At 70.4% G+C, this 22,871-nt stretch carries 20 protein-coding genes; 7 read left to right on the plus strand and 13 right to left on the minus strand.

The genetic code is table 11. The features are described from left to right. Nucleotides 1-39: 39 nt before the first annotated feature. From JOM49_RS19630 to JOM49_RS19635, 3 genes are all read right to left on the minus strand, one after another. Complete coding sequence (locus JOM49_RS19630; protein WP_209665730.1) at nt 40-408, minus strand: hypothetical protein; 369 nt, start codon at nt 406-408, stop codon at nt 40-42. Nucleotides 409-795: 387 nt separating this feature from the next. Further along, nucleotides 796-918 (minus strand): hypothetical protein, encoded by a 123-nt coding sequence (locus JOM49_RS43740; RefSeq protein ID WP_281068323.1) that lies wholly within the window; start codon nt 916-918, stop codon nt 796-798. Between the two features lie 4 nt (nt 919-922). Further along, a complete protein-coding gene (locus JOM49_RS19635; protein ID WP_209671367.1) occupies nt 923-1,666 on the minus strand; it encodes an alpha/beta fold hydrolase in 744 nt (247 codons plus the stop codon). A 115-nt stretch (nt 1,667-1,781) separates the two neighbouring features. Between JOM49_RS19635 and JOM49_RS19640 the strand changes: the two genes are divergently transcribed. Both JOM49_RS19640 and JOM49_RS19645 read left to right on the plus strand, forming a co-directional pair. Then, nucleotides 1,782-2,159: an OB-fold nucleic acid binding domain-containing protein gene (locus JOM49_RS19640; protein WP_209665731.1), complete on the plus strand. Its 378-nt coding sequence runs from the start codon at nt 1,782-1,784 to the stop codon at nt 2,157-2,159. A 109-nt stretch (nt 2,160-2,268) separates the two neighbouring features. After that, nucleotides 2,269-2,958, plus strand: coding sequence for a DUF3159 domain-containing protein (locus tag JOM49_RS19645; RefSeq protein WP_209671368.1), 690 nt, complete (start codon nt 2,269-2,271; stop codon nt 2,956-2,958). Between the two features lie 7 nt (nt 2,959-2,965). Here the strand turns inward: JOM49_RS19645 and JOM49_RS19650 are convergent, their stop codons facing one another. Genes JOM49_RS19650 through JOM49_RS19660 form a run of 3 tightly spaced genes read right to left on the minus strand, consistent with a single transcriptional unit; the run spans nt 2,966 to nt 5,532 of the window. Then, complete coding sequence (locus JOM49_RS19650) at nt 2,966-4,201, minus strand: tetratricopeptide repeat protein (RefSeq protein WP_209665732.1); 1,236 nt, start codon at nt 4,199-4,201, stop codon at nt 2,966-2,968. 9 nt (nt 4,202-4,210) lie between these two features. Further along, complete coding sequence (locus tag JOM49_RS19655) at nt 4,211-4,867, minus strand: potassium channel family protein (protein ID WP_209665733.1); 657 nt, start codon at nt 4,865-4,867, stop codon at nt 4,211-4,213. Further along, nucleotides 4,867-5,532: a potassium channel family protein gene (locus JOM49_RS19660; RefSeq protein WP_209665734.1), complete on the minus strand. Its 666-nt coding sequence runs from the start codon at nt 5,530-5,532 to the stop codon at nt 4,867-4,869. Before JOM49_RS19660 ends, JOM49_RS19655 begins: the two co-directional genes overlap by 1 nt. Nucleotides 5,533-5,653: 121 nt before the next feature. Here JOM49_RS19660 and JOM49_RS19665 point away from each other — a divergent pair, with 121 nt between their 5' ends. The 3 genes from JOM49_RS19665 to JOM49_RS19675 all read left to right on the plus strand — a co-directional run bounded on the left by JOM49_RS19665 (nt 5,654) and on the right by JOM49_RS19675 (nt 9,464). Then, the gene (locus tag JOM49_RS19665) at nt 5,654-7,672 is read left to right on the plus strand and encodes an APC family permease (RefSeq protein WP_209665735.1); all 2,019 of its coding nucleotides are present in this window, start codon (nt 5,654-5,656) and stop codon (nt 7,670-7,672) included. Beyond that, complete coding sequence (locus JOM49_RS19670; protein WP_209665736.1) at nt 7,669-8,832, plus strand: class I SAM-dependent RNA methyltransferase; 1,164 nt, start codon at nt 7,669-7,671, stop codon at nt 8,830-8,832. The genes JOM49_RS19665 and JOM49_RS19670 overlap by 4 nt, the downstream gene beginning before the upstream one ends. A 209-nt stretch (nt 8,833-9,041) precedes the next feature. Beyond that, nucleotides 9,042-9,464, plus strand: coding sequence for a peptidase inhibitor family I36 protein (locus tag JOM49_RS19675; protein WP_209665737.1), 423 nt, complete (start codon nt 9,042-9,044; stop codon nt 9,462-9,464). Nucleotides 9,465-9,579: 115 nt separating this feature from the next. Here the strand turns inward: JOM49_RS19675 and JOM49_RS19680 are convergent, their stop codons facing one another. From JOM49_RS19680 to JOM49_RS19700, 5 genes are all read right to left on the minus strand, one after another. Further along, nucleotides 9,580-11,127, minus strand: a complete 1,548-nt coding sequence (locus JOM49_RS19680) for a GMC family oxidoreductase (RefSeq protein ID WP_209665738.1) — start codon at nt 11,125-11,127, stop codon at nt 9,580-9,582. After that, nucleotides 11,124-12,635 carry an APC family permease gene (locus JOM49_RS19685; protein WP_209665739.1) on the minus strand — a complete coding sequence of 504 codons (1,512 nt, stop codon included), beginning with the start codon at nt 12,633-12,635 and terminating at the stop codon, nt 11,124-11,126. The genes JOM49_RS19680 and JOM49_RS19685 overlap by 4 nt, the downstream gene beginning before the upstream one ends. Before the next feature lie 26 nt (nt 12,636-12,661). Continuing rightward, nucleotides 12,662-14,140, minus strand: coding sequence for an aldehyde dehydrogenase family protein (locus JOM49_RS19690; RefSeq protein ID WP_209665740.1), 1,479 nt, complete (start codon nt 14,138-14,140; stop codon nt 12,662-12,664). A 111-nt stretch (nt 14,141-14,251) separates the two neighbouring features. Next, nucleotides 14,252-15,412 carry an acyltransferase family protein gene (locus JOM49_RS19695; RefSeq protein WP_209665741.1) on the minus strand — a complete coding sequence of 387 codons (1,161 nt, stop codon included), beginning with the start codon at nt 15,410-15,412 and terminating at the stop codon, nt 14,252-14,254. Then, nucleotides 15,409-17,301: a glycosyltransferase family 2 protein gene (locus JOM49_RS19700; protein ID WP_209665742.1), complete on the minus strand. Its 1,893-nt coding sequence runs from the start codon at nt 17,299-17,301 to the stop codon at nt 15,409-15,411. Before JOM49_RS19700 ends, JOM49_RS19695 begins: the two co-directional genes overlap by 4 nt. A gap of 314 nt (nt 17,302-17,615) precedes the next feature. On the opposite strand from JOM49_RS19700, the gene dxs reads away from it, so the two are divergent. After that, a complete protein-coding gene (gene dxs / locus JOM49_RS19705; protein ID WP_209665743.1) occupies nt 17,616-19,535 on the plus strand; it encodes a 1-deoxy-D-xylulose-5-phosphate synthase in 1,920 nt (639 codons plus the stop codon). Here the strand turns inward: dxs and JOM49_RS19710 are convergent, their stop codons facing one another. Next, nucleotides 19,536-20,978, minus strand: coding sequence for a purine-cytosine permease family protein (locus JOM49_RS19710; RefSeq protein WP_209665744.1), 1,443 nt, complete (start codon nt 20,976-20,978; stop codon nt 19,536-19,538). It lies immediately after the preceding gene. A gap of 55 nt (nt 20,979-21,033) precedes the next feature. On the opposite strand from JOM49_RS19710, the gene JOM49_RS19715 reads away from it, so the two are divergent. Beyond that, nucleotides 21,034-21,459: a hypothetical protein gene (locus JOM49_RS19715; RefSeq protein WP_209665745.1), complete on the plus strand. Its 426-nt coding sequence runs from the start codon at nt 21,034-21,036 to the stop codon at nt 21,457-21,459. Here JOM49_RS19715 and JOM49_RS19720 read toward each other — a convergent pair whose 3' ends face one another. Continuing rightward, entirely contained in the window at nt 21,460-22,866 is a 1,407-nt protein-coding gene (locus tag JOM49_RS19720) for an aminobutyraldehyde dehydrogenase (protein WP_209671370.1), read from the minus strand. Between the last annotated feature and the right edge of the window lie 5 nt (nt 22,867-22,871).

Genomic DNA, 22,871 nt, shown 5'->3' on the forward strand with positions numbered 1-22,871 from the left:
ATGCAAGTAATGCCCCACTCATAGCATTCGAGAGGCGGGTCAGGTGATGCGCGAGGCGAGCAGTGTCCGGTATTCGGCCCGTTCGACGTCCCACGGCTCGACCGAGTCCTCGCGCAGTTCCGTTCCCATGGCCACGAGCCGTTCCCCGTCGTAGCGGATTTCGACCGGTACGCCGGCCGGCAGCGGGCCGAGACGGTCCTCCGGCAGCGCGCCGAGGGCGTCGACCAGTGCCCGGAGGTCTCGTTCGGGAGCTTTGGCCGGTACCTGGCGCAGTCGCCGGGCCAGGTCCGCGCGCCGGGACTCCTCGTACGGGGCCGGGCCGGCGATTCGCCCCGCCGCGGCGAGCAGGCCGGACGGTACGAGCGTGCCTTCCTCGGTCACTTCGAGCAGTTCGGCGTGGATGGCCATGGCCAGCGCCCCCGCTCAGCTTGACGAGCCGGTTGACCAGCCGGGCGCCGACCTGCCCGGTCTTGCGCAGTGGGAGGGGTTCGGCAGCCGCGACCGCGTGGTCCCGGTCCAGGAAGCGGAGCGCGGCGGCGCACGAGTCCGCTCGCTGTCGCGGAAGAGGGCGAGTAACCGCGTACGGGGGGCCGGAAGGCCGTGCTGGGCGCCGAGCGTGCCCGAGTGCGTCCGCCACGCGAGGGCCCGCTCGCCCAGCGCGGCCACGATGGGCTCGACTTCCGCGGCCGTGGTGCCGAGGATTCCCGCCACCGCGGGGATCCTCGGCTCCCGCCCGAGCGAGCGGCACAGTTGAACGGCCCGCCGGAACTGGTCCTCCGGGGTGGTCAGCGGCGGTCACCACAGGCGCGCGGCGATGTCTTCGAGCCGGCGCGGCCGGGGTGGTTCGAGGAGCAACGGCCGCTGGGTCAGCACGTTCGTCAGCGCCTGCTCGTCCAGGCCGCTCAACCAGTCGAGCAAGCCGTCATCGAGGTGGTGGACCGGGGCGGCTGTAGAGGTCGCTCGCGGATCGCCAGGCGGTCACGGCGGCACGGCCGAGGGACTCCCGGTCTTCGCCCAGTGCCGTGAGGGTGGTCTCCCGCACACATGCCTGGGGGAGCGCCGCCGCCCAGGCGTGGGCGACCGTGGCGGGATGTACGGGATCGTCTGTGCACGCGGCAATTCCCACCGGGATTCGCAACTGTGCCAAGGCATCCAGGGTCGGCGCCGGATGGGCGCCCGCGGCCCGCAGACCGGCCGCGAGTGCGGCGCCGTGGCGGGGCCAGGCGCGCCGGAGTTCGGCCGCCAGCCAGGGGGCGACACCGTCGGTCGCGACCGCCAGCGCGGCGGTCAAGCCGTCCCGTTCCACGAGATCCGCCGAGTAGCGGGCCGCGACCGACGCCGGAGCCCCGTCCGGCACGCCGTTCCACGCGGGCAGTGCGAGCAGCAGGCCTGAACACCGTTCCGGGTTGGCGACCGCCCATTCCGCCGCCAGGTGCGCACCCAGGGAGACGCCGCCGACCAGCAGTTTCCCGCCGGTTTCCGCCGCGGCGGCGGTGAAGGCGGCGAGGTAGCCCTCGACCAGCGCGGTGCCGTCGGCGGGCGGTGGCGGCGCGATGAGCGTCATCCCGGCCCCGGTCAGTGGCCCGGCGAACACCGATCGGACGAAGACCTCGTCGGATCCGGTGCCGGGCAACAGAACGGCGGGCGCCCACGGCGCGGACGGCATTGTGCAGGTCACGTTGCGATCCTGGTCCGGGAGGAGTTTTCCTGGCCAGGGAAAGCTACGCTGGTAAGGCACGGGCCGTTCAAGTCGGGGGCCCCGGAGCACAGGAGCACCGCATATGCCCGCCAAAGACGGCGGCTACTTCAGCCGGTTGGTTCGCAAGCTGACCACCGACGTCGACGAACTCGACGCCGACGACCTCTCCGAAGAGTCCGAAAAGTCCGGTGCGCGCCGTGCCTGCGACTGCCGTTCGGGCGAGGAAGTGACTGTGCTCGGGCGCCTCAGAAGCGTCGAACTGTGCCCCTCGAGCGAAGTGGCCACGCTGGAGGCCGAACTCTTCGACGGGACCGACGGGGTCACCCTCGTCTGGCTCGGCCGCCGGCGCATCCCGGGTATCGAGCCTGGGCGGACGGTGAAGGCACGTGGCAGGATGGCGGACCGCGACGGCCGCAAGGTGCTCTACAACCCGTACTACGAGTTGCAGGTGACTTCCTGACGCCGCGCGTGTCCGTGCACCTCGAGCAGAGTGGTAACACACCGTGAGCGAAAACCCGCGAACCGATCGCAAGGACGCCGACGGCGAGACCGGGCAGCAAGAACGCAAGATGCCCACCGTCTGGGAGGACATGGGCGGCGCGATCGGGCTGTTCTACTCCTCCTTCCCGGTGATGGTTTTCGTGCTGGTGAACTCGTTCGCCGGGCTGATGCCGGGCATCTGGAGCGCGGTCGGGGTCGGGGTGTTCTTCGTCGTCTTCCGCGCGGTCCGCAAGGAGCCGCTCAAGCCGGCCATCTCCGGGTTCATCGGCATCGCCATCTCCGGGTTCATCGCCTACCGCACGGGTTCGGCGAAGGGCTTCTTCCTGGTCGGGATCTGGTTCAGCCTGGTCTGCTTCGCCATCGTGGCGATCACCATCGTGTTCCGGTACCCGCTGGTCGGCGTGCTGTGGAGCGTGATGAACCGCGTGCCGATGAAGTGGAAGAAGGACAAGTCCTCGGTCTACGGCTACGACCTGGCCACCGCGGCGCTGGCCGCCGTCTTCGGTGCCCGGTTCATCGTGCAGCGCTGGCTCTACGAGGAGGACTACACCGGCTGGCTGGCGTTCGCGAAGATCGCCATGGGCTATCCGCTGTGGGGCCTGGCGCTGATCGTGGTGGTGTGGGCGATCCGGCGGGCGGACAAGCGCATCAAGGAGCGCGAAGCGGAAGAAGGGCCTGAGCCGGCCGAGGAGACCGACGAGGAGGCGGAGGCCCGGCTGCGGCAGAAGTACGCCCAGACGCCGGATCAGCCCTCGTAACCGCGCTTCAGAGAAGGGGCTCGTGGCGCAGGCCGCGCAGCACGCTGAGCACCTCGGTCCGCCGGTCGTGCGAGAGCGGCCGGAAGGCGCGCGCGGCGATCCGGTCGGTCAGCGCGTCGATCCGGACGCGTTCCGGCGAACCCGCGGCGAGCCGCCGGACCGAGCGCACGGTGTGTCCTTCGGCCTGCCACGCGACCGCGTGCGCGTCCGCCCGGTGGTGACGCAGCGCGTTCAGGCGGTGGAACAGGTCACCCGCCACGCCGGGGTCGGGATTGTGCTCGGCGAGCCTCGCGACGGCGTCGAAAACCGGTCCGCCGGAGGTGCCCGCGGCGCCGAGGACGACCTCGTCGGCTAGTGACTTACCTAGAACCGGTTCCCCCCAAAGGGTGCGGGCCGTCTGCGCCTGCGCGACCGCCAACTGGCGCAAAAGCGCGCGCCCCCGCGAGCTCACCACGACCGTTTTGGCCGTTTTGAGCAGCCAGCCGGCGGCCACCAGCGCGTCGAGCCGTGCCTCCAGCCCGGTGGCGTAGCGGTGCAGCCCGCGCACCACCTCCAGCGGCACCGGTTTCGACACCCCGAGCAGGCCGAGTTCGACCAGCGTGCCCGCGTGCGGCGGCAGGCCGTGCCGGTCGAAGATGGCCGGGGCCAGCCGGGTCGCGGTGAGCTTGTGCACCGCGGGCACCAGGCGGTCCAGTTCGGCGCCGGCCGCGGCCGCGGTGACCGCCGCGTCGGCGGCGTCCAGCGCGGTCCTGGTGGTCTCGATCAGCTCCTCGTCGCCGCCGTAGAGCCGCAGGCGCATCGCGGTGGCGAACCGCTCCCGCGCGAGCACCCAGTCCCCGGCGTCGTAGGCGCACTTCCCGGCGTGCTGGTAGACGAAGTGCACCTGGTCACCGGCCAGGTGGGCGTCGCGGAGGCAGTGCCGGAACTCGGATTCGGCGAGGGTGAACCGGCCCTGCCACTGGTGCACGTGGGCCAGGCGGACCCGCGCCAGCACCGCGTCCCGCGGCCGCGTCGCCAGCTCGACCGCGCGCCCCAGCTGGGTTTCGGCTTCGTCGAGCCGTTCCAGGAGCCGGGCGGCGACGCCGATGGCGGTGCGGTGGGCGCGTTCGTCCTCGGGGTCGGCCGGTGCGGGCCGGGCCAGTGCCGCGTCGAGCCACAGGGTGAGTTCGGCCGGGTTCTCGACCTTCTCCCGCAGGCTTTCCGGGTCGATGCGGTAGCGCGCCGGCCAGACTGGTTGGGCCATATCAGCCGATCAGTACCCCAGCGCCGCGCGGATCTCCGGTTCCACATCGGACTGCGAGACGAACAGCAGCTCGTCGCCCGCCTCCAGTGGGTCCTCCGGCTGCGGCACGATCACCCGCTCGCCGCGCAGGATGGTCACCAGCGCCGCGTCGCGCGGCAGCGCCAGGTCGCGCACCGGGCGCCCGGCCAGCGGGGTCTCCTCCGGCAGGGTGATCTCCACCAGGTTCGCCTGGCTCTGCCGGAAGGTCATCAACCGCACCAGGTCGCCGACGCTGACCGCCTCCTCCACCATCGCCGCCAGCATGCGCGGGGTGGACACCGCCACGTCCACCCCCCAGGCGTCGTTGAACAGCCACTCGTTGGCCGGGTTGTTCACCCTGGCCACCACCCGACGCACCGCGAACTCGGTCTTCGCCAGCAACGAGACCACCAGGTTGACCTTGTCGTCCCCGGTGGCCGCGATCACCACGTCGCACAGCTCGATGTCGGACTCTTCCAGGGTGGAGACCTCGCAGGCGTCCCCGAGCACCCAGTCGGCCTGCTCCACCGTCTCCGGCATGAACTGGTCGGCCTGGCGCTCGATGAGCATCACCTGGTGCCCGGCGTCGACCAGTTCCGCGGCGATGGACCGGCCGACCGCGCCGGCTCCGGCAATGGCGACCCGCATCAGCTCTCCTCCTCCGGGGCGCGTGAGGCCACGCTCGTCACGTCGCTCACCGTGCCCGAATGCGCGGCCACGTAGACCAGGTCCCCGGACTGCAGCACGGCCTTCGAATCGGGCAGCACGCCGGTGCCGAAGCGCATGATGAAGGCCACCCGCGCGCCGGTCTCGGCCTGCAACTGGGCCACGCTGCGGCCGATCCAGTCCTCGTGCAGCGGCAACTGCAGCAGGGCGACCGTGCCGGAGGGGTCACGCCAGGCCGAGGCGACCCCGTCGGGCAGCAGGGTGCGCAGGAAGCGGTCGGTGGTCCACGGCACGGTGGCCACCGTCGGGATGCCCAGGCGCTCGTAGACCGCGGCGCGCTTGTGGTCGTAGATCCGCGCCACCACGTGCTCGACGCCGAAGGTCTCCCTGGCCACCCTGGCCGAGATGATGTTCGAGTTGTCCCCGCTGGACACCGCCGCGAACGCCCCGGCCCGCTCGATGCCCGCCTCGATCAGCACCTGCCGGTCGAACCCCACCCCGACCACCTGCTGGCCGTGGAAGTCGCTGCCCAGCCTGCGGAACGCCTGCTGGCTGCGGTCGATCACCGCCACCTCGTGGCCGAGCCGTCCGAGCGCGGCGGCCAGCGATGCGCCGACCCGGCCGCACCCCATGATCACCACGTGCACCGTTGCGCCTCCCTAATCTCACACACCAGCCGAGAACCTACCGGCAGCACCCGGGGTGGGGGAGGGCGCCTTACCGCGCGGCGCTCGGCCGGACGGGTGAGGACTGGATTACCCTTCGCCCGTGTCCAAGTTCGCCACCGCGGCCAAGCGGCTGGTACTCGGCCGGCCGTTCCGCAGCGACCGACTGGCCCACAACCTCTTGCCCAAGCGGATCGCCCTGCCGGTGTTCGCCTCCGACGCGCTGTCCAGCGTGGCCTACGCGCCGCAGGAGATCTTCCTGACGCTCAGCGTCGCCGGCCTCGCCGCGTTCACCATGTCGCCGTGGATCGGGCTGGTCGTGGTCGTGGTGATGCTGGCCGTGGTCGCCAGCTACCGGCAGAACGTGCACGCCTACCCGAGCGGCGGTGGTGACTACGAGGTCGCCACGGTCAACATCGGCCCGCGGGCGGGCCTGACCGTGGCCAGCGCGCTGCTGGTCGACTACGTGCTCACGGTGGCGGTGTCCATCTCCTCGGCGGCGGCGAACATCGGCGCGCTGGTCCCCTTCGTGGCCGAGCACAAGGTGCTCTTCTGCGTCGGCGCCATCCTGCTCCTGTCGGCGATGAACCTGCGCGGAATTCGCGAATCGGGCAGTACCTTCGCGGTGCCCACCTACGCGTTCATGGTCGGCATCTTCGTGATGATCGGCATCGGGCTCTACCGGACGCTGATCGCCGGCGAGGAACTGCGCGCGGACAGCGCCGGGCTGCAGCTGGCCGAGGACAACGAGCACCTGACCGGCCTGGCGATGATCTTCCTGGTGCTGCGCGCGTTCACCCAGGGCTGCGCCGCGCTGACCGGGGTGGAGGCGATCAGCAACGGCGTGCCCGCCTTCCGCAAACCCAAGTCCCGCAACGCGGCCACCACGCTGCTGCTGCTCGGCACGATCGCGGTGACCATGTTCATGGGCATCATCGTGCTGGCGCGCGAGACCGGGGTGGTGCTGGCCGAGCACCCGCAGAGCCAGCTGCTCAACGCCCCGCCCGGCTACACCCAGGACACGCTGATCGTGCAGCTGGCGCACACGGTGTTCTCCGGGTTCGGCTTCGGTTCCTTCTTCGTCATCGTGGTCACCGGGCTGATCCTGGTGCTGGCCGCGAACACCGCGTTCAACGGCTTCCCGGTGCTCGGCTCGATCCTGGCGCAGGACCGGTTCCTGCCGCGGCAGCTGCACACCCGCGGTGACCGGCTGGCCTTCTCCAACGGCATCCTGTTCCTGGCCGGGTTCGCCGTGGTGCTGGTGATCGCCTTCGAGGCCGAGGTGACCCGGCTGATCCCGCTCTACACCGTCGGGGTGTTCGTCTCGTTCACGCTGAGCCAGATCGGCATGCTGCGGCACTGGAACCGGCTGCTGGCCAGGACCACCGAGCCCGCCGAGCGGCGCCGGATGCGGCAGTCGCAGGGGATCAACACCTTCGGGCTGGTGATGACCGGGTCGGTGCTGGTCATCGTGCTGATCACCAAGTTCCTGGCGGGCGCGTGGATCGCCATCGTCGCGATGGTGCTGATCTTCCTGCTGATGAGCGCGATCCGGAAGCACTACGACCGGGTGGCCGAGGAACTGCGCAAAGAAGACGAAAAGCCCGCCGTGCTGCCTTCGCGCAACCACGCCGTGGTGCTGGTGTCGCAGTTGCACCGGCCGACGCTGCGGGCGCTCGCCTACGCCAAGGCGACCCGGCCGGACGTGCTCGAAGCGGTCACCGTCAACGTGGACGACACCGACACCCGCAAGCTCGTCTCGGCGTGGAGCAAGCACGACTTCAAGGTGCCGCTGAAGGTGATCGAGTCGCCTTACCGCGAGATCACCAAGCCGGTGCTGGACTACGTCAAGCGGATCCGGGGCGACAACCCGCGGCACGTGGTCACCGTGTTCATCCCGGAGTACGTGGTCGGGCACTGGTGGGAGCAGATCCTGCACAACCAGAGCGCGCTGCGGCTCAAGGGCAGGCTGCTGTTCCAGCCGGGCATCATGGTGACGAGCGTGCCGTGGCAGCTGAAGTCGTCGGCCAAGGCCTTCGACCGCGCCGACCGCGAGCGCCCGGCCGCCGGTGACGTGCGCCGCGGCCTGCTGGGTTCACGATCTTCCGAGGGCGGTAAATGAGCGAGGAATGGACCGGGCGCCGGATCGAGCTGGAGATCGGCGCGGTCGCGCACGGCGGGCACTGCGTGGCCAGGGCCGAGGGGCGGGTCGTGTTCGTCCGCCACGGCCTGCCGGGGGAGCGGGTGGTCGCCGAGGTCACCGAGGACAAGGGTGGTTCGTTCTGCCGGGCCGACGTGGTCGAGGTGCTGACCGCGGTCCCGGAACGCGTGGAACCGCCGTGCCCGCTGGCTGGTCCCGGCCGCTGTGGTGGCTGCGACTGGCAGCACGCTTCGCCTGCGGCACAACGGGAACTGAAGGGCGCGGTGGTCGCCGAGCAACTCCAGCGGCTGGCAGGCCTCTCGAGGGAGGTCGAGGTCGAGGAACTGCCCGGCGGTCCACTGGGCTGGCGGACGCGGGTGCGGCTGGTGGCCGGTCGTGACGGGCGCGCGGGGTTGCGGGCCCACCGCAGTCACCGGGTGATCCCGTTGGCGGGCAACGGGTGCCCGATCACCGTGCCCGGTGCGCTGGACGACGTGCTGGCGCGGACCTGGCGCCCCGGCAGTGAGATCGAGGTCGCCGCGGACGTCGACGGACAGGTGCACGTGGACAGCACCGGGGTCGCCGTGCAGCGCGCCGCCGGCCGCGACTGGCGGCTGGACGCCCACGGTTTCTGGCAGGTGCACCCGGCCGCCGCGGACACCTTCGCCGCGGCGGTGGGCGAGTGGGCACGGGCACCGCGCACCGGGCGCGTGTGGGACCTGTATGCGGGCGTCGGCTTGTTCGCTTCGGTACTGGCCGAGCAGGTCGGGCCGCGGGGGAACGTGCTGGCGGTCGAATCCGGCAGGCGCGCGGTCGTCGACGGGACGGCGAACCTGGTGGACCTGCCGCAGGTGCACTGGCGCTCGGGCCGGGTCGAGGACGTGCTGGACGCGCTCGACCCGGACGACGAACGCCCGGACGTGGTGGTGCTCGACCCGCCGCGCAAGGGCGCGGGCAAGGCGGTGGTCGACGCGATCGCCGAAGGTTCACCGGAACGCGTGGTCTACGTCGCCTGTGATCCCGCCGCGCTGGCCAGGGACCTGGCCACCTTCGCCGAGCACGGCTACGAACTGGCCGGACTACGCGCCTTCGACGCCTTCCCGATGACGCACCACGTGGAATGCATCGCCCTGCTCCAGTGAGCTGCGGCGGTCTCAGGCGTAGTAGAGCAGGAAAAGGCGGAAGCGGCCCGGGATCAGCTCGGCGCAGGACCACCCAGTGCGAGCAGGCCGTTCGCCGTTCACCGCTGCGTGAAGTGCGTTGACGGGCTGGTCACGGGGGTCGGAGCATCGCTGGTCCGACACCTTTTTCGAGACTGGGGACGCTCATGCGCGCGAATGTCAGGAGATCGTTGATCGCCGCTTTCTTCGGCCTGTTGCTGACCTTGTCGGGGATGGCGCCCGCCACCGCCGAGACCGCGGGGATGTCCCAGGCCAACGTGCTCAACGGGGTCTGCGACGTCGGCGAACTGTGCCTCTACCGCGACGAGAACTTCGGCGGGCCGTTCACCGAGAAGTTCTGCAACCAGCCGACCTGCACCGTGGTCAACTTCCGGTTCTTCACCTTCAACGACGGCAGCAACACCGACAACCAGGTCACCTCGTTCTGGAACCGCACCCACCAGTGGGGCACGCTGTTCCAGGAGACCGGCGCCCAGCCCGGCCAGTGCTGCTTCTACACCATCCAGCCCTCGGGCCGGGGCGGTGACCGCCTCGCGCACGTGGGCCGGGAGTTCAACGACAGCTTCAGCTCCCTGCTCACCTCGAACCCGTAACCCCCGGCGGGGACACGAATGTGGCTTTGGGGGCCGAATCGGCCCCCCCGTCGCCCACCTCCACCCTCAACGGAGCTGCGCGCGGTGTCGCCCCCAAAGCCACATTCGTGTCGGGTCAGGCGTCTTCGGCGATCATGTCGGCGCAGCGTTCCCCGATGGCCATGGTGGTGATGCACGGGTTCACCGCGACCAGGAACGGCATGGCCGAGCCGTCGCACACCCGCAGGCCCTCGACCCCGCGCACCCGCAGACGTTCGTCCAGCGGTGCCAGCGGATCGCCGGGGCCGCCCATCTTCACCGTGCACGAAGGGTGGTACACGGTGTTGTGCGTCTTGCGCAGGTAGTCGGCGATCTCGTCGTCGCTCTGCGCTTCGGCGCCCGGGGCCAGTTCCGCGCCCGCGTACGCGGCCATCGCGGGCTGGGCCACGATCTCCCGCGCCAGCCGCACGCCGTGGGTCATCACCCGCATGTCGTGCGGATCGGTGAAGTACCGCGGATCCACCTTCGGCCGGTCGCGGAAGTCCCTGGTGCGCAGGCGGACCGTGCCGGTCGACCGGCTCCGCGTCACGTTCGGCGTCAGGCAGAAGCCGTTCTCCGTGGTCGGGTAGCCGTGCCGCAGGGTGTTGAGGTCGAAGGGCACCGAGCCGTAGTGGAACATCAGGTCCGGCCGGTCCAGCCCGGGCTCGGTGGTGGTGAAGATGCCGATCTCCCACCACTGCGTGGATTCGGTGACCATCGGCTGCTTGGCGTCCCACTGGACCAGGCCCTCGGGGTGGTCCTGCAGGTTCTCGCCGACACCCGGCGAGTCCACCAGCACCTCGACACCGACCTCGCGCAGGTGCTCGGCGGGCCCGATGCCCGAAAGCATCAGCAGCTTGGGCGAGTCGATCGCGCCCGCGCTCAGGATCACCTCGCGACGAGCGCGGATTTCGTTGCTGTGCAACAGATCCGGCGCCTGGTATTCGACGCCGACGCAGCGCTTGCCCTCGAACACCAGCTTCTTCGCCCGCAGCCCGGTCCTGACCTCCAGGTTGGCCCGCTGCCCGATGATCGGGTGCAGGTACGACACCGAGGCCGAGGACCGGGTGCCGTCCTCGCGGGCGTTGATCTGAAACCAGTTCGCGCCGTGCGTCACGGTCTTGCCGGAGTTGAACTCCGTACGCGGGATGCCCGCCTGCTCGCAGGCTTCGAGCAGCGCCACGCCGACCGGGTCGTGCGGCGGCACCGAGCGGATGGTCACCGGCCCGGACCGGCCGTGGTGCTCGCCCGGCCCGTCGTTGGTCTCGAGTTCTTTGTACAGCGGGAAGATGTCCGCCGCCGACCAGCCGGGCAGGCCCAGCGCGGCCCATTCGTCCAGGTCCTCGGCCGGGGCCCAGAACGCGATGCACGAGTTGTGCGAGGAACACCCGCCGAGCACCTTCGCCCTGGCGTGGCGCAGGAACGAGTTGCCCGACTCCTGCGGCTCCACCAGGTAGTCCCAGTCGTAGGCCGACTCCAGCAGGCCCATCCACCGGTCCAGCCGCAGGATCGCGTCATCGTCCACATCGGACGGACCGGCTTCGAGCAGGCACACGGTGACCGACGAGTCCTCCGACAAGCGTGCCGCCAGCACCGAACCGGCGGTCCCCCCGCCCACGATGACGTAGTCGAACTCTTCGCTCACGCGGTCTCCTCCTGGGTTTTCGGTTCTTCGGCCCGGTGGTCGTCGAGGATGCCGGTGTGGTGGCGCAGCCGGAACCAGTAGTAGGCGAAGCCGAGCCCGGCCACCGCGCCGACGAACAGCACCGCGCCCCACTGCAGGTACCAGTGGTAGGGCTCGGTGGCGTTGTAGACCTCCCGCCGCGGCCACGCCAGGTTCACGATCATCCCCGCGCCCCACAGCACGCCGAGGATGTTCACCGGCAGGCCGAACTTGCCCAGCGAGAAGTACTTCCTGCCCTCGACCTCGGGCGGCGGCCACTGCCCGCGCAGCCGCTTGGCCAGCATCGGCACGGTCACCAGCAGGTAGGCGAAGTAGATCATGATGATGCCGATGCTGGTGATCACCGTGAAGATCTGCGGCTGGTTGATGTTCACCAGCAGGATGACCACCGCGATCACCCCGGCCACCACCGCCGGGATCACCGGCGTCTTCGTCTTCGGCGAGATCCGCGCCAGCTTCGACCCGGCGGGCAGCGCGTTGTCGCGTGCCATCGCGAACATCATCCGGATGGCCGCCGACTGCACCGCCAGGATGCACACGGTGATCGCGATGACCACGGTGATCAGCAGGATCTTGCCGACCGTGCTGCCGAGCACGTCCAGCACGATGAACTGCAGGCCGCCGGTGGCGATCTCCGGGTTGCCGATGTCGCCGACCGCCATCAGCGCGAACAGCAGGATCAGCCCGCCGAGCAGGAAGGAGAAGATCAGCGCGCGCAGGATGGCCTTCGGCGCGTTGCGGCGCGGGTCGTGCGACTCCTCACCGAGCGAGCTGGCCGTGTCGAAGCCGTACATCACGTAGGTCGAGGCGAGCGAGGCGACCAGGAACGCGCCGAGGTAACCGCCGCTCTGCCCGGCACCGGCGTCCCTGGTCTCCATCACCACCTCGGGCCCGCGGGTGATGTTCGCCGCCAGCAGCACGATCAGCAGCACCGCGGCGATCAGCTCGATGAACACCCCGGCGCTGTTGATGCGCGCCATCAGCTGCACGCCCCAGGCGTTGACCAGGGTGGTGAACACGATGAACGCGGTGCCCAGGATCACCGCGTTGACCGCGGGATTCTCCACGAACTGGAAGAAGCCGAGGATCTGCGGCAGCGTGATCTGGTACGCCAGCGCCACCGAGGCGATCGAGACGATCGACGCGGTGAGCATCATCCAGCCCGCCAGCCAGGCCACGTGCGGGCTGCCGAGGCGTTTCGACCAGTTGTAGATCGAGCCGGCCACCGGGTAGTGCGCGGCCAGCTCGGCGAAGGACAGCGCGACCATCAGCTGCCCGGCGAACACCATCGGCCACGACCACCAGTAGGCGGGCCCGCCGAAACCGAAACCGAAGTAGAAGAGCTGGAACGTGCCGGTGAGGATGGAGATGTAGGAGATGCCCGCGGCGAAGGTGTGGAAGTTGCCGAGCGTTCTCTCCAGCTCCTGCTTGTACCCGAAACCGGCCAGGCCGTCGTCGGTCTGACTCATCGCACCGTCCTTCTCGCTCGCCGTGCTCAGCCCTGGTCGCCGGAGAACCAGTGCTGCGGTCCCGGGCGGGTGTTCTGGTAGATGTGCTTGGCTTCCTGGTACTCGGCCAGCCCGGTCGGGCCCAGTTCGCGGCCGAACCCGGACTGCTTGAACCCGCCCCATTCGGCCTGCGGCAGGTACGGGTGGTAGTCGTTGATCCAGATCGTGCCGTGCCGCAGCCGGTTCGCCACCCGCTGCGCCTTGGACACGTCCGAGGTGAACACGCCGCCGGCCAGGCCGTAGTGCGTGTCGTTGGCGATGCGGACCGCGTCGTCCTCGTCGGTGAAGGTCTCCACGGTCAGCACCGGGCCGAAGGACTCCTCGGTCACCGCGAAGCTGCCCTGCTTGACGCCGTCCAGCACGGTCGGCAGGTAGTAGTGGCCGCCGGTGAACTTCTCGCCCTCCGGCCGCTTGCCGCCGGTGCGCAGCACCGCGCCCTCGTCGATCGCGGTGGCCACGTACCGCTCCACCTTCTCCAGGTGGGCCTCGGAGATCAGCGGCCCGGTCTCGGCGTCGGGGTCGAACGGCCCGCCGATGCGGATCCGCTCGGCCCGGCGCACGATCTCGTCGACCAGCCGGTCGTGCAGTTCCTCCTGCACGATCAGCCGGGCACCGGCCGAGCAGACCTGGCCGGAGTGCAGGAAGACCGCGGTCAGCGCGAAGTCCACCGCGGTGTCGAAGTCGGCGTCGGCGAAGACCACGTTCGGGTTCTTGCCGCCCAGCTCCAGCGCCACCTTCTTGACCGTGGCCGCGGCGGCCGCCGCGACGATCCGGCCGGTGGCCAGGCCGCCGGTGAACGAGACCAGGTCGACGTCGGGGTGCTCGGACAGCGGCGCGCCCGCCTCGGGACCCGCGCCCAGCACCAGGTTGGCCACCCCGTCCGGGACACCGGCCTCCATCAGCAGGCGCATCAGCATGATCGAGGTGTGCGGGGTCAGCTCGCTCGGCTTGAGCACGAAGGTGTTGCCCGCGGCCAGCGCCGGGGCCACCTTCCACGCGGTCTGCAGCAGCGGGTAGTTCCACGGCGTGATCAGCCCGCAGACACCCACCGGCTCGTAGGTGATCCGGCTGATCGCGTCCGGGTTGCCGGTGTCGACCACCCGGCCGCTGTCCTGCCCGGCCAGCTTGCCGAAGTAGCGGAAGCAGGCGGCGATGTCGGCCATGTCGTACTCGCTCTCCACCAGCCGCTTGCCGGTGTCGAGCGATTCCGCCCTGGCGAAGCTCGCCTTGTCGCGCTCCAGCAGCTGCGCCACCCGGAGCAGGACGTCCCCGCGTTCCCAGCTCGGGGTGGACGGCCACGGTCCGTTGTCGAAGGCGTCACGCGCGGCGGCGATGGCCGCTTCGGTGTCCTCACGCGTGCCTTCGGCGACCTCGGCGACCAGTGAACCGTTGGCCGGGCACCGGATCTCCCTGGTCCGCCCCGCCTGCGAGGCCACCCACTGCCCACCGATGAAGAAGTCCGCCATCTGCCCTCTTTCGACCTGGTTGCCGTTTCGCGCGCGTGCGAGGGGGAATCCTACGCCGATCGGGCGGTTTGGCCATCCGGCCGAAACGGTGCGAGTGATCTCAGTGGTATCTCACCGCGGCGCGGGCTCCCAGTTGGACAGTCGGTCCAGCTCCGGGTAGTAGTTCCGCGCCCGGCCTCGCCCGTCGATGGTGGCCGCCAGCTTCATGCCGGTCTTCTCGATCGCCTGGTAGCTCAGCATCGCCAGCGGGATCACCACCACCAGCAGGCAGACCGCGGTCACCACGAACGCGATCGGGGTGCCGCGATCGGGCAGCAGCCCGCTCGCGCCGAGTACCCGCAACACCGGTTCGTGCCAGAGGTAAACGCTGTAGCTGGCGACGCCGACGGTGACCAGCGGGCGCCAGCTCAGGAAGCGCGGCGGTGGCGCGGTGGTCAGCGTGGTGCTGGTGATCACCAGCGCGCAGCCGAGCCCGACCACGGTGTGCACCACCGCTTCGGACAGCCCGGCGGTGTGCGCCAGGTAGACCAGCCCGCCTCCCGCCACGGCGAAACCGGCGCGTTGCCACCGCGCGGCGAGCCGGAACCCGGCCGCCGAGGCGACCGCCATCAGCAGCCCGATCGCGAACAGGTCCAGTTTGGCCAGTGGCCCGAACCAGACCGACCACCGGTCGTGGGGTACCGCCCAGGCGTACTTCGCCAGCAGCTTGTAGCCGAAGCTGATCGCGATCAGCGTACCCACCCCGGTCAGCAGGACCGCCAGTTTCGCCCGTGCACCACCGAAACGCGCGCACCACCGGTAGGCGAGCGGGCCGAGCACGGCCAGCAGCAGGTAGAAGTGCATCTCGTCGGCCAGCGACCAGGCCGGGCCGTTGGTCCAGAAGATGTAGTCGTCGCTGTAGACGTGCGTGAAGCTCAGGTGCAGCAGCAGATCCCGCCAGTTCCCGGGGAACTCCGGATTGGTCAGCGTCCAGACCAGCAGCACCACGAGGAAGTACAGCGGCACCAGCCGGGCCACCCGTTTCATCAGGAACACCCTGGCGGGCCTCGGTTCGCTGAGCCCGAGAGCCGCGCGGGCCACCGGGATCCCCAGCAGGAAGCCGGAAAGCACGAAGAACATCGCCACGAACAGGTCGGTGGCGAGCAGGATCTCGTGCCACACCGTGCCTTCCAGCGGCCAGTGCGCGGTGCGGTTGGACTGGTAGGCGTGGAACACCGCGACCGCCAGCGCCGCCAGTGCCCGGTAGACGTCGAGCTGGTAGCGCTGCTTCACAGCTGCTCACCTCGCACCGGCACCTGCCGCGGGGTGATGGCCCACTTGCGTTCCCCGCTGAGTTCCTTCAGCTGCGCCACGCGGGCGATGTGGTTCTTGAACTCGGTGTAGAAGAACATCGAAACCACGAGATAGCCGAGGAACCACCGCGGGTGCCTGCGCACCTCCGGCGCGGCCAGGCGCCAGGCGAAGAGCACCTGGCTCGGCCCGGCGGAAAGGGTGTAGAGCGTGCAGAGCACGAAGGTGGGCACGAACCAGTCCATTTCGGTGACCCCGCCTTCGCGCCAGGCGATGAACGCGATCACCGGGATCATCTGCAGCGCCAGCCATGGGAAGACCTCGCGCCAGCCGAGCAGGAAGGTGATGCCGAGCTTGTTGCGCGCGGTCAGCTCGTCGGACTTCAGCGCGGCGCGCAGGTGCCGCCGCGAGACCTGGAACCAGCCCTGCGCCCAGCGGATCCGCTGCTTCCACAGCGCGGAGATGGTGGCGGGCGCCAGTTCCCGGCTGACCAGCGCGGGGTCGTTGCGCACGGTCCGCCCGGAGAGCAGCACGCGCATCGAGGAGTCGATGTCCTCGGTCAGCATCTGGCCGTGCATCCGGGTTTCGTGCAGCACCTGGGTGCGCCAGAACCCGTTGGAGCCGCCGAAGATGCCGAAGCCGTGCAGTTTGGTGCGGCCGGGGTGGCTGACCGCGTAGATCGACTCGAACTCCACCGCGACGGTCCGCGAGACCCAGGACGCCGAGCCGTTGCGGATCACGCAGTGGCCCTGCACCACGTCGGCGCCGTGGGAGATCCACCGCCAGGCCCGGTCGAAGGCGTCGGGCGCGGGGTGGTGGTCGGCGTCGAACACGCCGACGAACTCGCCGGTGACCACCTCGAGCGCGGCGTTGACGTTCTGCGCCTTGGAGGTCGAGTACGGCACCTCCATCACCACCAGCCGCGGGTCCTCGGCGGCCAGCGCCCGCAGGTCCTCCTCGACCGGCAGGGGGCGCGGGGTGTTGTAGGCCAGGATGATCTGCAGCGGGGCGTCGTAGTCCTGGCGCAGGAACGCGTGCAGCGTGTCCACGATGGTCGCGGCCTCGTTCGGCAGGTAGGCCGGGATGATCGCGGAGGCGGCGGGCCGCGGTGCGGCGGGGGTGTCCGGTGGCCGGTCCGGGTCCAGCGCGTGCAGGTTCTCCACCCAGATCACCACCGAGGTGAGCACCAGCGAGATGGTCACCAGCAGGTAGGCGGGGGTGCCGAGGTCGAGGCCGGCGCGGTAGGCCAGCACCAGCCCGGTGAACGGTGCCACCACGCCGATCAGCACGGTGACCAGCGCCTGGAGCACGGTGCGCAGCGGGCCGCCGGAGCGGCGTCCGGTGTGCCGGGCCGGCGCGGCAGGCGTCCACTTGCGCGGGACCAGGTCCACCTGGCCGGTCGCCAGTTCGACCGCTTCGGCGGCGCGCTCGGCGAGCTGGTCGGGGTCGGTGCAGGCGGGCCGGTCGGCGGCGTCGGCCCAGCCGATCACCGGGGTGACCGCGAGGTGGTCGTCCCCGAGGCGGACCGGCAGCCGGGCCAGCCGGGTGGAGATGCCCTCCAGCCGGGCGCGGACCTGCCAGGCGGCCGCGCCGCGCAGGGTCAGCACCAGGCCGCCGTGGCCGTCCGGGGCCAGGTGCTCCTGCTCGGACAACTCCGGCCGGAGCATCCAGGCGACTTCTTCGAGGACGCGGTCCACGCCCTTGTGCCCGAAGCGGGATTCGATGCGCGGTGCCTCGACGAACCGCACCACGGCGATCACCGGTGGCCGCCGGTGGGCGGCGGGTCCGCTGAGCGCGCGGGCGGTCTGCTGGTGCCAGTGTTCGGCCGGTGCCAGCGCTGGCAGCGATCCGCGAGCGGCGGGAATCGGCACGGTGTGGCTCACCCCCGGGTGAATCGATGGAGCCCGTACGCGGCGCCACGCTACGAGCAGTGACCACCCGCCTGGCTAGAGCAACCGGATCAAGTGAGAGAGGCTTCACATACCTTCGATATGGATGGTTTGTTTCCCACCGTTTGCGGCCAGGTGAAGTCCCCGGTCCCACCGCAGGCCAGGGCCCTGATCACCCGGTCGTGACGTGATGCCAGCCGCGTGGCGGATCCGGCCGCCCCGGCGCTCCGTAGACTGGGCGGACGATGGCGGTGGCCGAACCGGCTCGAAACAGGCTTGAACAGGCGAGGTGGAGCGTGACGTTGCTGGATTCCGTGCACGGACCGGCGGACCTGAAGCGGATGGAGCCCGGCGAGCTGGAGCTGCTCGCCGGTCAGATCCGGGAATTCCTGGTCGAGAAGGTGTGCCGGAACGGCGGTCACCTCGGGCCCAACCTGGGCGTGGTGGAGCTGACCCTCGCCCTGCACCGGGTGTTCGACTCGCCGTCGGACGCGATCGTCTGGGACGTCGGGCACCAGAGCTACGTGCACAAGATCGTCACCGGCAGGCACGCCGAGTTCGACGGGCTGCGCCAGCGGGGTGGCCTCACCGGCTACCCCTCGCGCGCCGAGAGCGAGCACGACCTGGTGGAGAACAGCCACGCCTCGGCCGCGTTGTCCTATGTGGACGGCCTGGCGAAGGCCTTCGAGCTGGGCGGCGGCGGCAGGCACGCGGTGGCCGTGGTCGGGGACGGCGCGCTGACCGGCGGCATGTGCTGGGAGGCGCTGAACAACATCGCCGCCGCCCCGCACCGGCCGGTGGTGATCGTGGTCAACGACAACGGCCGCTCCTACTCGCCGACCATCGGCGGGCTCGCCGAGCACCTGGCCTCGCTGCGGCTGCGGCCCGGCTACGAGCGCATCCTCGACGGCGGCCGTGAGATGCTGCGCCGCACCCCGTTCGTGGGCAAGCCGATCTACGCGGCGCTGCACGCGGCCAAGGCCGGGCTGAAGGACGCGGTCAGCCCGCAGCGCATGTTCGCCGACCTGGGCCTGAAGTACGTCGGCCCGGTCGACGGCCACGACCTGCCCGCGCTGGAGAAGGCGCTGCACAGCGCGAAGGCGTTCGGCGGCCCGGTGATCGTGCACGCGGTGACGGAGAAGGGCCACGGCTACGAGCCCGCGGTCAACCACGTGCACGACCAGATGCACCAGACCGACCCGCTGGACCCGGAGACCGGCCTGCCGCCGGTGAAGGGCCCGAGCTGGACCGGGGTGTTCGCCGACGAACTGGCCGCCATCGGCGACGAGCGCGAGGACGTGGTCGCGATCACCGCGGCGATGCTGCGCTCCACGGGGCTGCACAAGTTCGCCGAGGCGCACCCGGACCGCTGGTTCGACGTCGGCATCGCCGAGCAGCACGCGGTGGCTTCGGCCGCCGGGCTGGCGATGGGCGGCATGCACCCGGTGGTGGCGATCTACGCGACCTTCCTCAACCGCGCCTTCGACCAGGTGCTGATGGACGTGGCGCTGCACAAGCAGGCGGTCACCTTCGTGCTCGACCGGGCCGGCATCACCGGGCCGGACGGCGCCAGCCACCACGGCATGTGGGACCTGTCGCTGCTGGGCCTGGTGCCCGGCATGCGGGTGGCCGCACCCCGTGACGCGATCACCCTGCGTGAGGAGCTGCGGGAGGCGGTGGCCGTCGCCGACGGCCCGACCGCGCTCCGGTTCTCGCGTGGTGGCGTGATCGAGTCGGTGCCCGCGGTGGACCGGCTCGGCGTGGTCGACGTGCTGCGCCGCCCGGCCGAAGGCGCCGGGACCGACGTGCTGCTGGTCGCCGTCGGTGCCTTCGCCAAGCTGGGCCTCGCCGCCGCGGACCGGCTGGCCGACCAGGGCATCGGCGTCACCGTGGTGGACCCGCGGTGGGTGCTGCCGGTGCCGGGTGAGCTGACCGCGCTCGCCGAGGCGCACCGCCTGGTGGTCACCGTCGAGGACAACGGCCGCCACGGCGGCTTCGGCTCACTGCTGGCCGCCGCCTTCCGTGACGCCGACTGCTCGGTCCCGGTGCGGGACCTGGCCGTGCCGCAGCGCTTCCTCGAACACGGCACGCGGGACGAGGTGCTCTCCGGCATCGGCCTGACCGCGCAGGACGTGGCGCGCAAGGTCACCGAGTGGGCGTCGAACCTGGTCAGCGCCCCGGCTCAGGACACCGCGGTGAAGTCCACTCAGGACTGATCAGGACTGGCTCGGCATGGGCACGGGCGCGGGGTCGTCCGTGCCCATCACCTCGCGCGGTTCCGGGAACAGCCGCAGCAGGACCGGGTAGGTGATCGCGGCGGTGAGCAGGGTGGCGGGCAGGCTGATGTCCACGCCACCCGCGATCTCCCGCAGCGGCCCGGCGATCATCGGCGTGTTCGCGGTGAGCAGGCCGAGCGCGGTCGCCGGGAGCCAGGCCGCCATCGCCCGCCAGTTCACCCCGCGGGTGAACCAGTACCGCCCGCCCTTGCGGCCCTCGTTGAACACCTGCAGGTCGGCCGGATCGTAGTAACCGCGCCGGATCAGGTAGCCGATCATCATGATCACCATCCACGGCGAGGTGCACAGCACGATCAGCGTGGCGAAGGCGTTGATGCTCGACACCATGTCCAGCGCGAAGTTGCCGACGAAGATGAACGCCACCGACAGCGTGCCGATCAGCAGCGTCGCCTGGACCCGGCTCAACCGCACGAAGATCGAGCTGAAGTCCAGCCCGGTGCCGTACAACGCGGTGGTACCGGTGGACAAGCCGCCGATCAGCGCCACCGCGATGAGCGGAATGGCGTACCACAGCGGGGAAATCGTGGTCAGGCCGGCGATGTAGTCGCTCGCGTCGGTGACCAGGGTGGCCGTGGCGATGCCGAAGCCGAACGGCAGCAGCGTCGCCACCTGCGCCAGGAACGGCGCCGCCAGCAGGGAACGGCGGCTGTGCGTGGCGGGGATGTAGCGCGACCAGTCGCCGAGGAAGGCGCCGAACGAGATCGGGTTCGCCATCACGGTCAGCGCGGCCAGGATCCACGTGGGCCAGAACGTGCCGAGCGCGTAGTCGCCGGTGCCGGGGAACGCCGGGTCGAACCGCCCACCGTAGGCGAAAACGCCGAGCAGCATGATCACCGTGCCCAGTACCACCGCGATCCGGTTGATCAGCAGCATGAACCGGTAGCCGTAGACGCAGACCACCAGCGTGGCGATCGCGATCACGCCGTACGCGGTACCGCGCAGCACTTCGCCGCCGTCGATGCCGAACAACCGTTGCGCCGCACCGGCTACCGCGTCACCGCTGACCCACACCGAGATGGCGAAGAAGGTGATCGCGGTGAGCAGCGACAGGAACGAGCCCACGCACCGGCCGACCACGCCGAAGTGCGCGCCGGAGGCGACCGCGTTGTTCGTCCTGGTCACCGGCCCGAACAAGCTCATCGGTGCGAGCACGCAGGCCCCGGCCAGTACGCCGGTGACCGTCGCCGCGACCGCGGCGGGGAAGCTGAGCCCGTAGGCGATCGGCAGCGTGCCGAGGATGATGGTGGCGAAGGTGTTCGCGCCGCCGAAGGCGAGCCGGAACAGGTCCCGCGGCCGCGAAGTCTGTTCCGCGAACGGGATCGGCGCGATGCCGTTGTGCTCGACACTGGTGATCTTGGGCATCTGGAATCCGTCTTTCGTTGTCTGCGCGTTATCCGCCGCTGTCACAGTGGTGGGGATGACCCGGCAACTGGCGGTGGCAGCACCGTCCCGGACGGTGGTCGCGCTCGGCGTGGCCGGTGCGGGACTGGGTACCGCCGTGTCCTGGCTGGACCTCTACCTGCTGTCTTCGGCACGTGATCAGTGCGTGGTCGGCATGACCGCCTTCGAGAACTCCGGCATGCTCGTGTTCTCCGTGCAACCGGTGCTGTGGGCGGTGAACTTCCTCGCGTTCACCCTGCTCTACGCCGGGCTGTTCCCGTTGTTCCTCAACGGGGACACCGCCGGGGCGCGTTTCGCCGGGGTGGTCGCGTGCGTGCTCCTGACCGCGGTACTCGTGGCCGCGTCGGTCTGGATCAGCATGGCGGTGTGGTCGCCGGAGCAGGTGGCCCCCGGTTGTGCCGGAGGCCACCCGCCGTGGTGGCCCGCGTGGGCCGAGCTCTGACTACTGGTAGCGCGTCATGACGTGCTTGACGCGGGTGTACTCGGCGAACGAATACGCCGAAAGGTCCTTGCCGTGGCCCGAATGGCCGAAGCCGCCGTGCGGCATTTCCGCGGCCAGCGGGCCGTGCGTGTTGATCCACACGCAGCCGAAGTCGAGTTCCGCGGAGACCCGCACCGCGCGGGAGTGGTCCTTCGTCCACACCGAAGACGCCAGTCCGTACGGCACGCCGTTGGCCAGGTCGACCGCTTCGGCCTCACCGCTGAACCGTTGAACGGTGATCACCGGCCCGAAGATCTCCTCCTGCACGAGCTCGTCGTCCTGCGTCAGCCCGGAAACCACGGTGGGTTCGAAGTAGAACCCGCCGCCCGCCGGGCTGGTGCCGCCGGTGTGCACGGTGGCGTGCGCGGGCAGCCGCTCGATCAGCCCACGTACCCGGTCCCGTTGCGCGGCACTGTTCAGCGGACCGAAGTCGGTGCCGGGGCGGGTCGCGCCGGCGGCCTTGGCCAGGATCGCGGTGAACTCGTCGTGGATCGACTCGTGCACCAGTACCCGGCTGCCCGCGGTGCAGTCCTGGCCCGCGTTGTAGAAGGCCGCGCCCACGATGCCTTCCGCGGCTTCCTCCAGGTTCACGTCCTCGAACACCAGGAGTGGCGCGTTGCCACCGAGTTCGAGGTGCGTGCGCTTGAGGTCTGCCGCGGCGACGGTCGCCACGTCGATCCCGGCGCGCGTGGAACCGGTGATCGACACCAGTTCGGGGATCGGGTGCCGGACCAGCGCGCGCCCGGTGTCGCGATCGCCGCAGACCACGTTGAACGCGCCCACGGGCAGGAACTCCGCGGCCACCTTCGCCAGCAGCACGGCGCTGCCCGGGGTGGTCTCCGCGGGTTTGAGCACCACGGTGTTCCCGGCGGCGAGCGCGGGCGCGATCTTCCAGACGCCCATCATCAGCGGGTAGTTCCACGGGGCGATCTGCGCACACACGCCGACCGGTTCGCGCCGGATCGACGAGGTGTGCCCCGGCAGGTACTCGGCTGAGGCGGTGCCTTCGAGCTGGCGGGCGGCACCGGCGAAGAACCGCAGCGCGCTCACGCTTTCCGGGATCTCCTCCTCCAGCACCACCTGCCGGATCTTGCCGGTTTCCCGGACTTCCACGTCGGCGAACTCCGCCGCACGGGACTCCAGCGCGTCGGCGATCTTCAGCAGCGCCAGCTGCCGCTGCGCCGGGGTGCTGCGGCGCCAGGCGCGGAACGCCCGTCGTGCCGACTCCAGCGCGGCGTCCACATCGGACTCTTCGGACAGCGCGCTGGTGCCGCAGACCTCGCCGGTGGCGGGATCGATCAGCTCCAGGGTGCGGCCGCCGATCGCCGGGACTTGTTTGCCTTCGATAAAATTACCGGAGTTCACGATCACCC

Source organism: Amycolatopsis magusensis (assembly GCF_017875555.1).
GTDB classification, from domain to species: Bacteria; Actinomycetota; Actinomycetes; order Mycobacteriales; family Pseudonocardiaceae; genus Amycolatopsis; species Amycolatopsis magusensis.

Coding starts and splice junctions, on each gene's coding strand:
- JOM49_RS19630 (WP_209665730.1), bottom strand. CDS start 408: ATGGCCATCCACGCCGAACTGCTCGAAGTGACCGAGGAAGGCACGCTC.
- JOM49_RS19635 (WP_209671367.1), bottom strand. CDS start 1,666: ATGCCGTCCGCGCCGTGGGCGCCCGCCGTTCTGTTGCCCGGCACCGGA.
- JOM49_RS19640 (WP_209665731.1), top strand. CDS start 1,782: ATGCCCGCCAAAGACGGCGGCTACTTCAGCCGGTTGGTTCGCAAGCTG.
- JOM49_RS19645 (WP_209671368.1), top strand. CDS start 2,269: ATGCCCACCGTCTGGGAGGACATGGGCGGCGCGATCGGGCTGTTCTAC.
- JOM49_RS19650 (WP_209665732.1), bottom strand. CDS start 4,201: ATGGCCCAACCAGTCTGGCCGGCGCGCTACCGCATCGACCCGGAAAGC.
- JOM49_RS19655 (WP_209665733.1), bottom strand. CDS start 4,867: ATGCGGGTCGCCATTGCCGGAGCCGGCGCGGTCGGCCGGTCCATCGCC.
- JOM49_RS19670 (WP_209665736.1), top strand. CDS start 7,669: ATGAGCGAGGAATGGACCGGGCGCCGGATCGAGCTGGAGATCGGCGCG.
- JOM49_RS19685 (WP_209665739.1), bottom strand. CDS start 12,635: ATGAGTCAGACCGACGACGGCCTGGCCGGTTTCGGGTACAAGCAGGAG.
- JOM49_RS19690 (WP_209665740.1), bottom strand. CDS start 14,140: ATGGCGGACTTCTTCATCGGTGGGCAGTGGGTGGCCTCGCAGGCGGGG.
- JOM49_RS19710 (WP_209665744.1), bottom strand. CDS start 20,978: ATGCCCAAGATCACCAGTGTCGAGCACAACGGCATCGCGCCGATCCCG.
- JOM49_RS19715 (WP_209665745.1), top strand. CDS start 21,034: ATGACCCGGCAACTGGCGGTGGCAGCACCGTCCCGGACGGTGGTCGCG.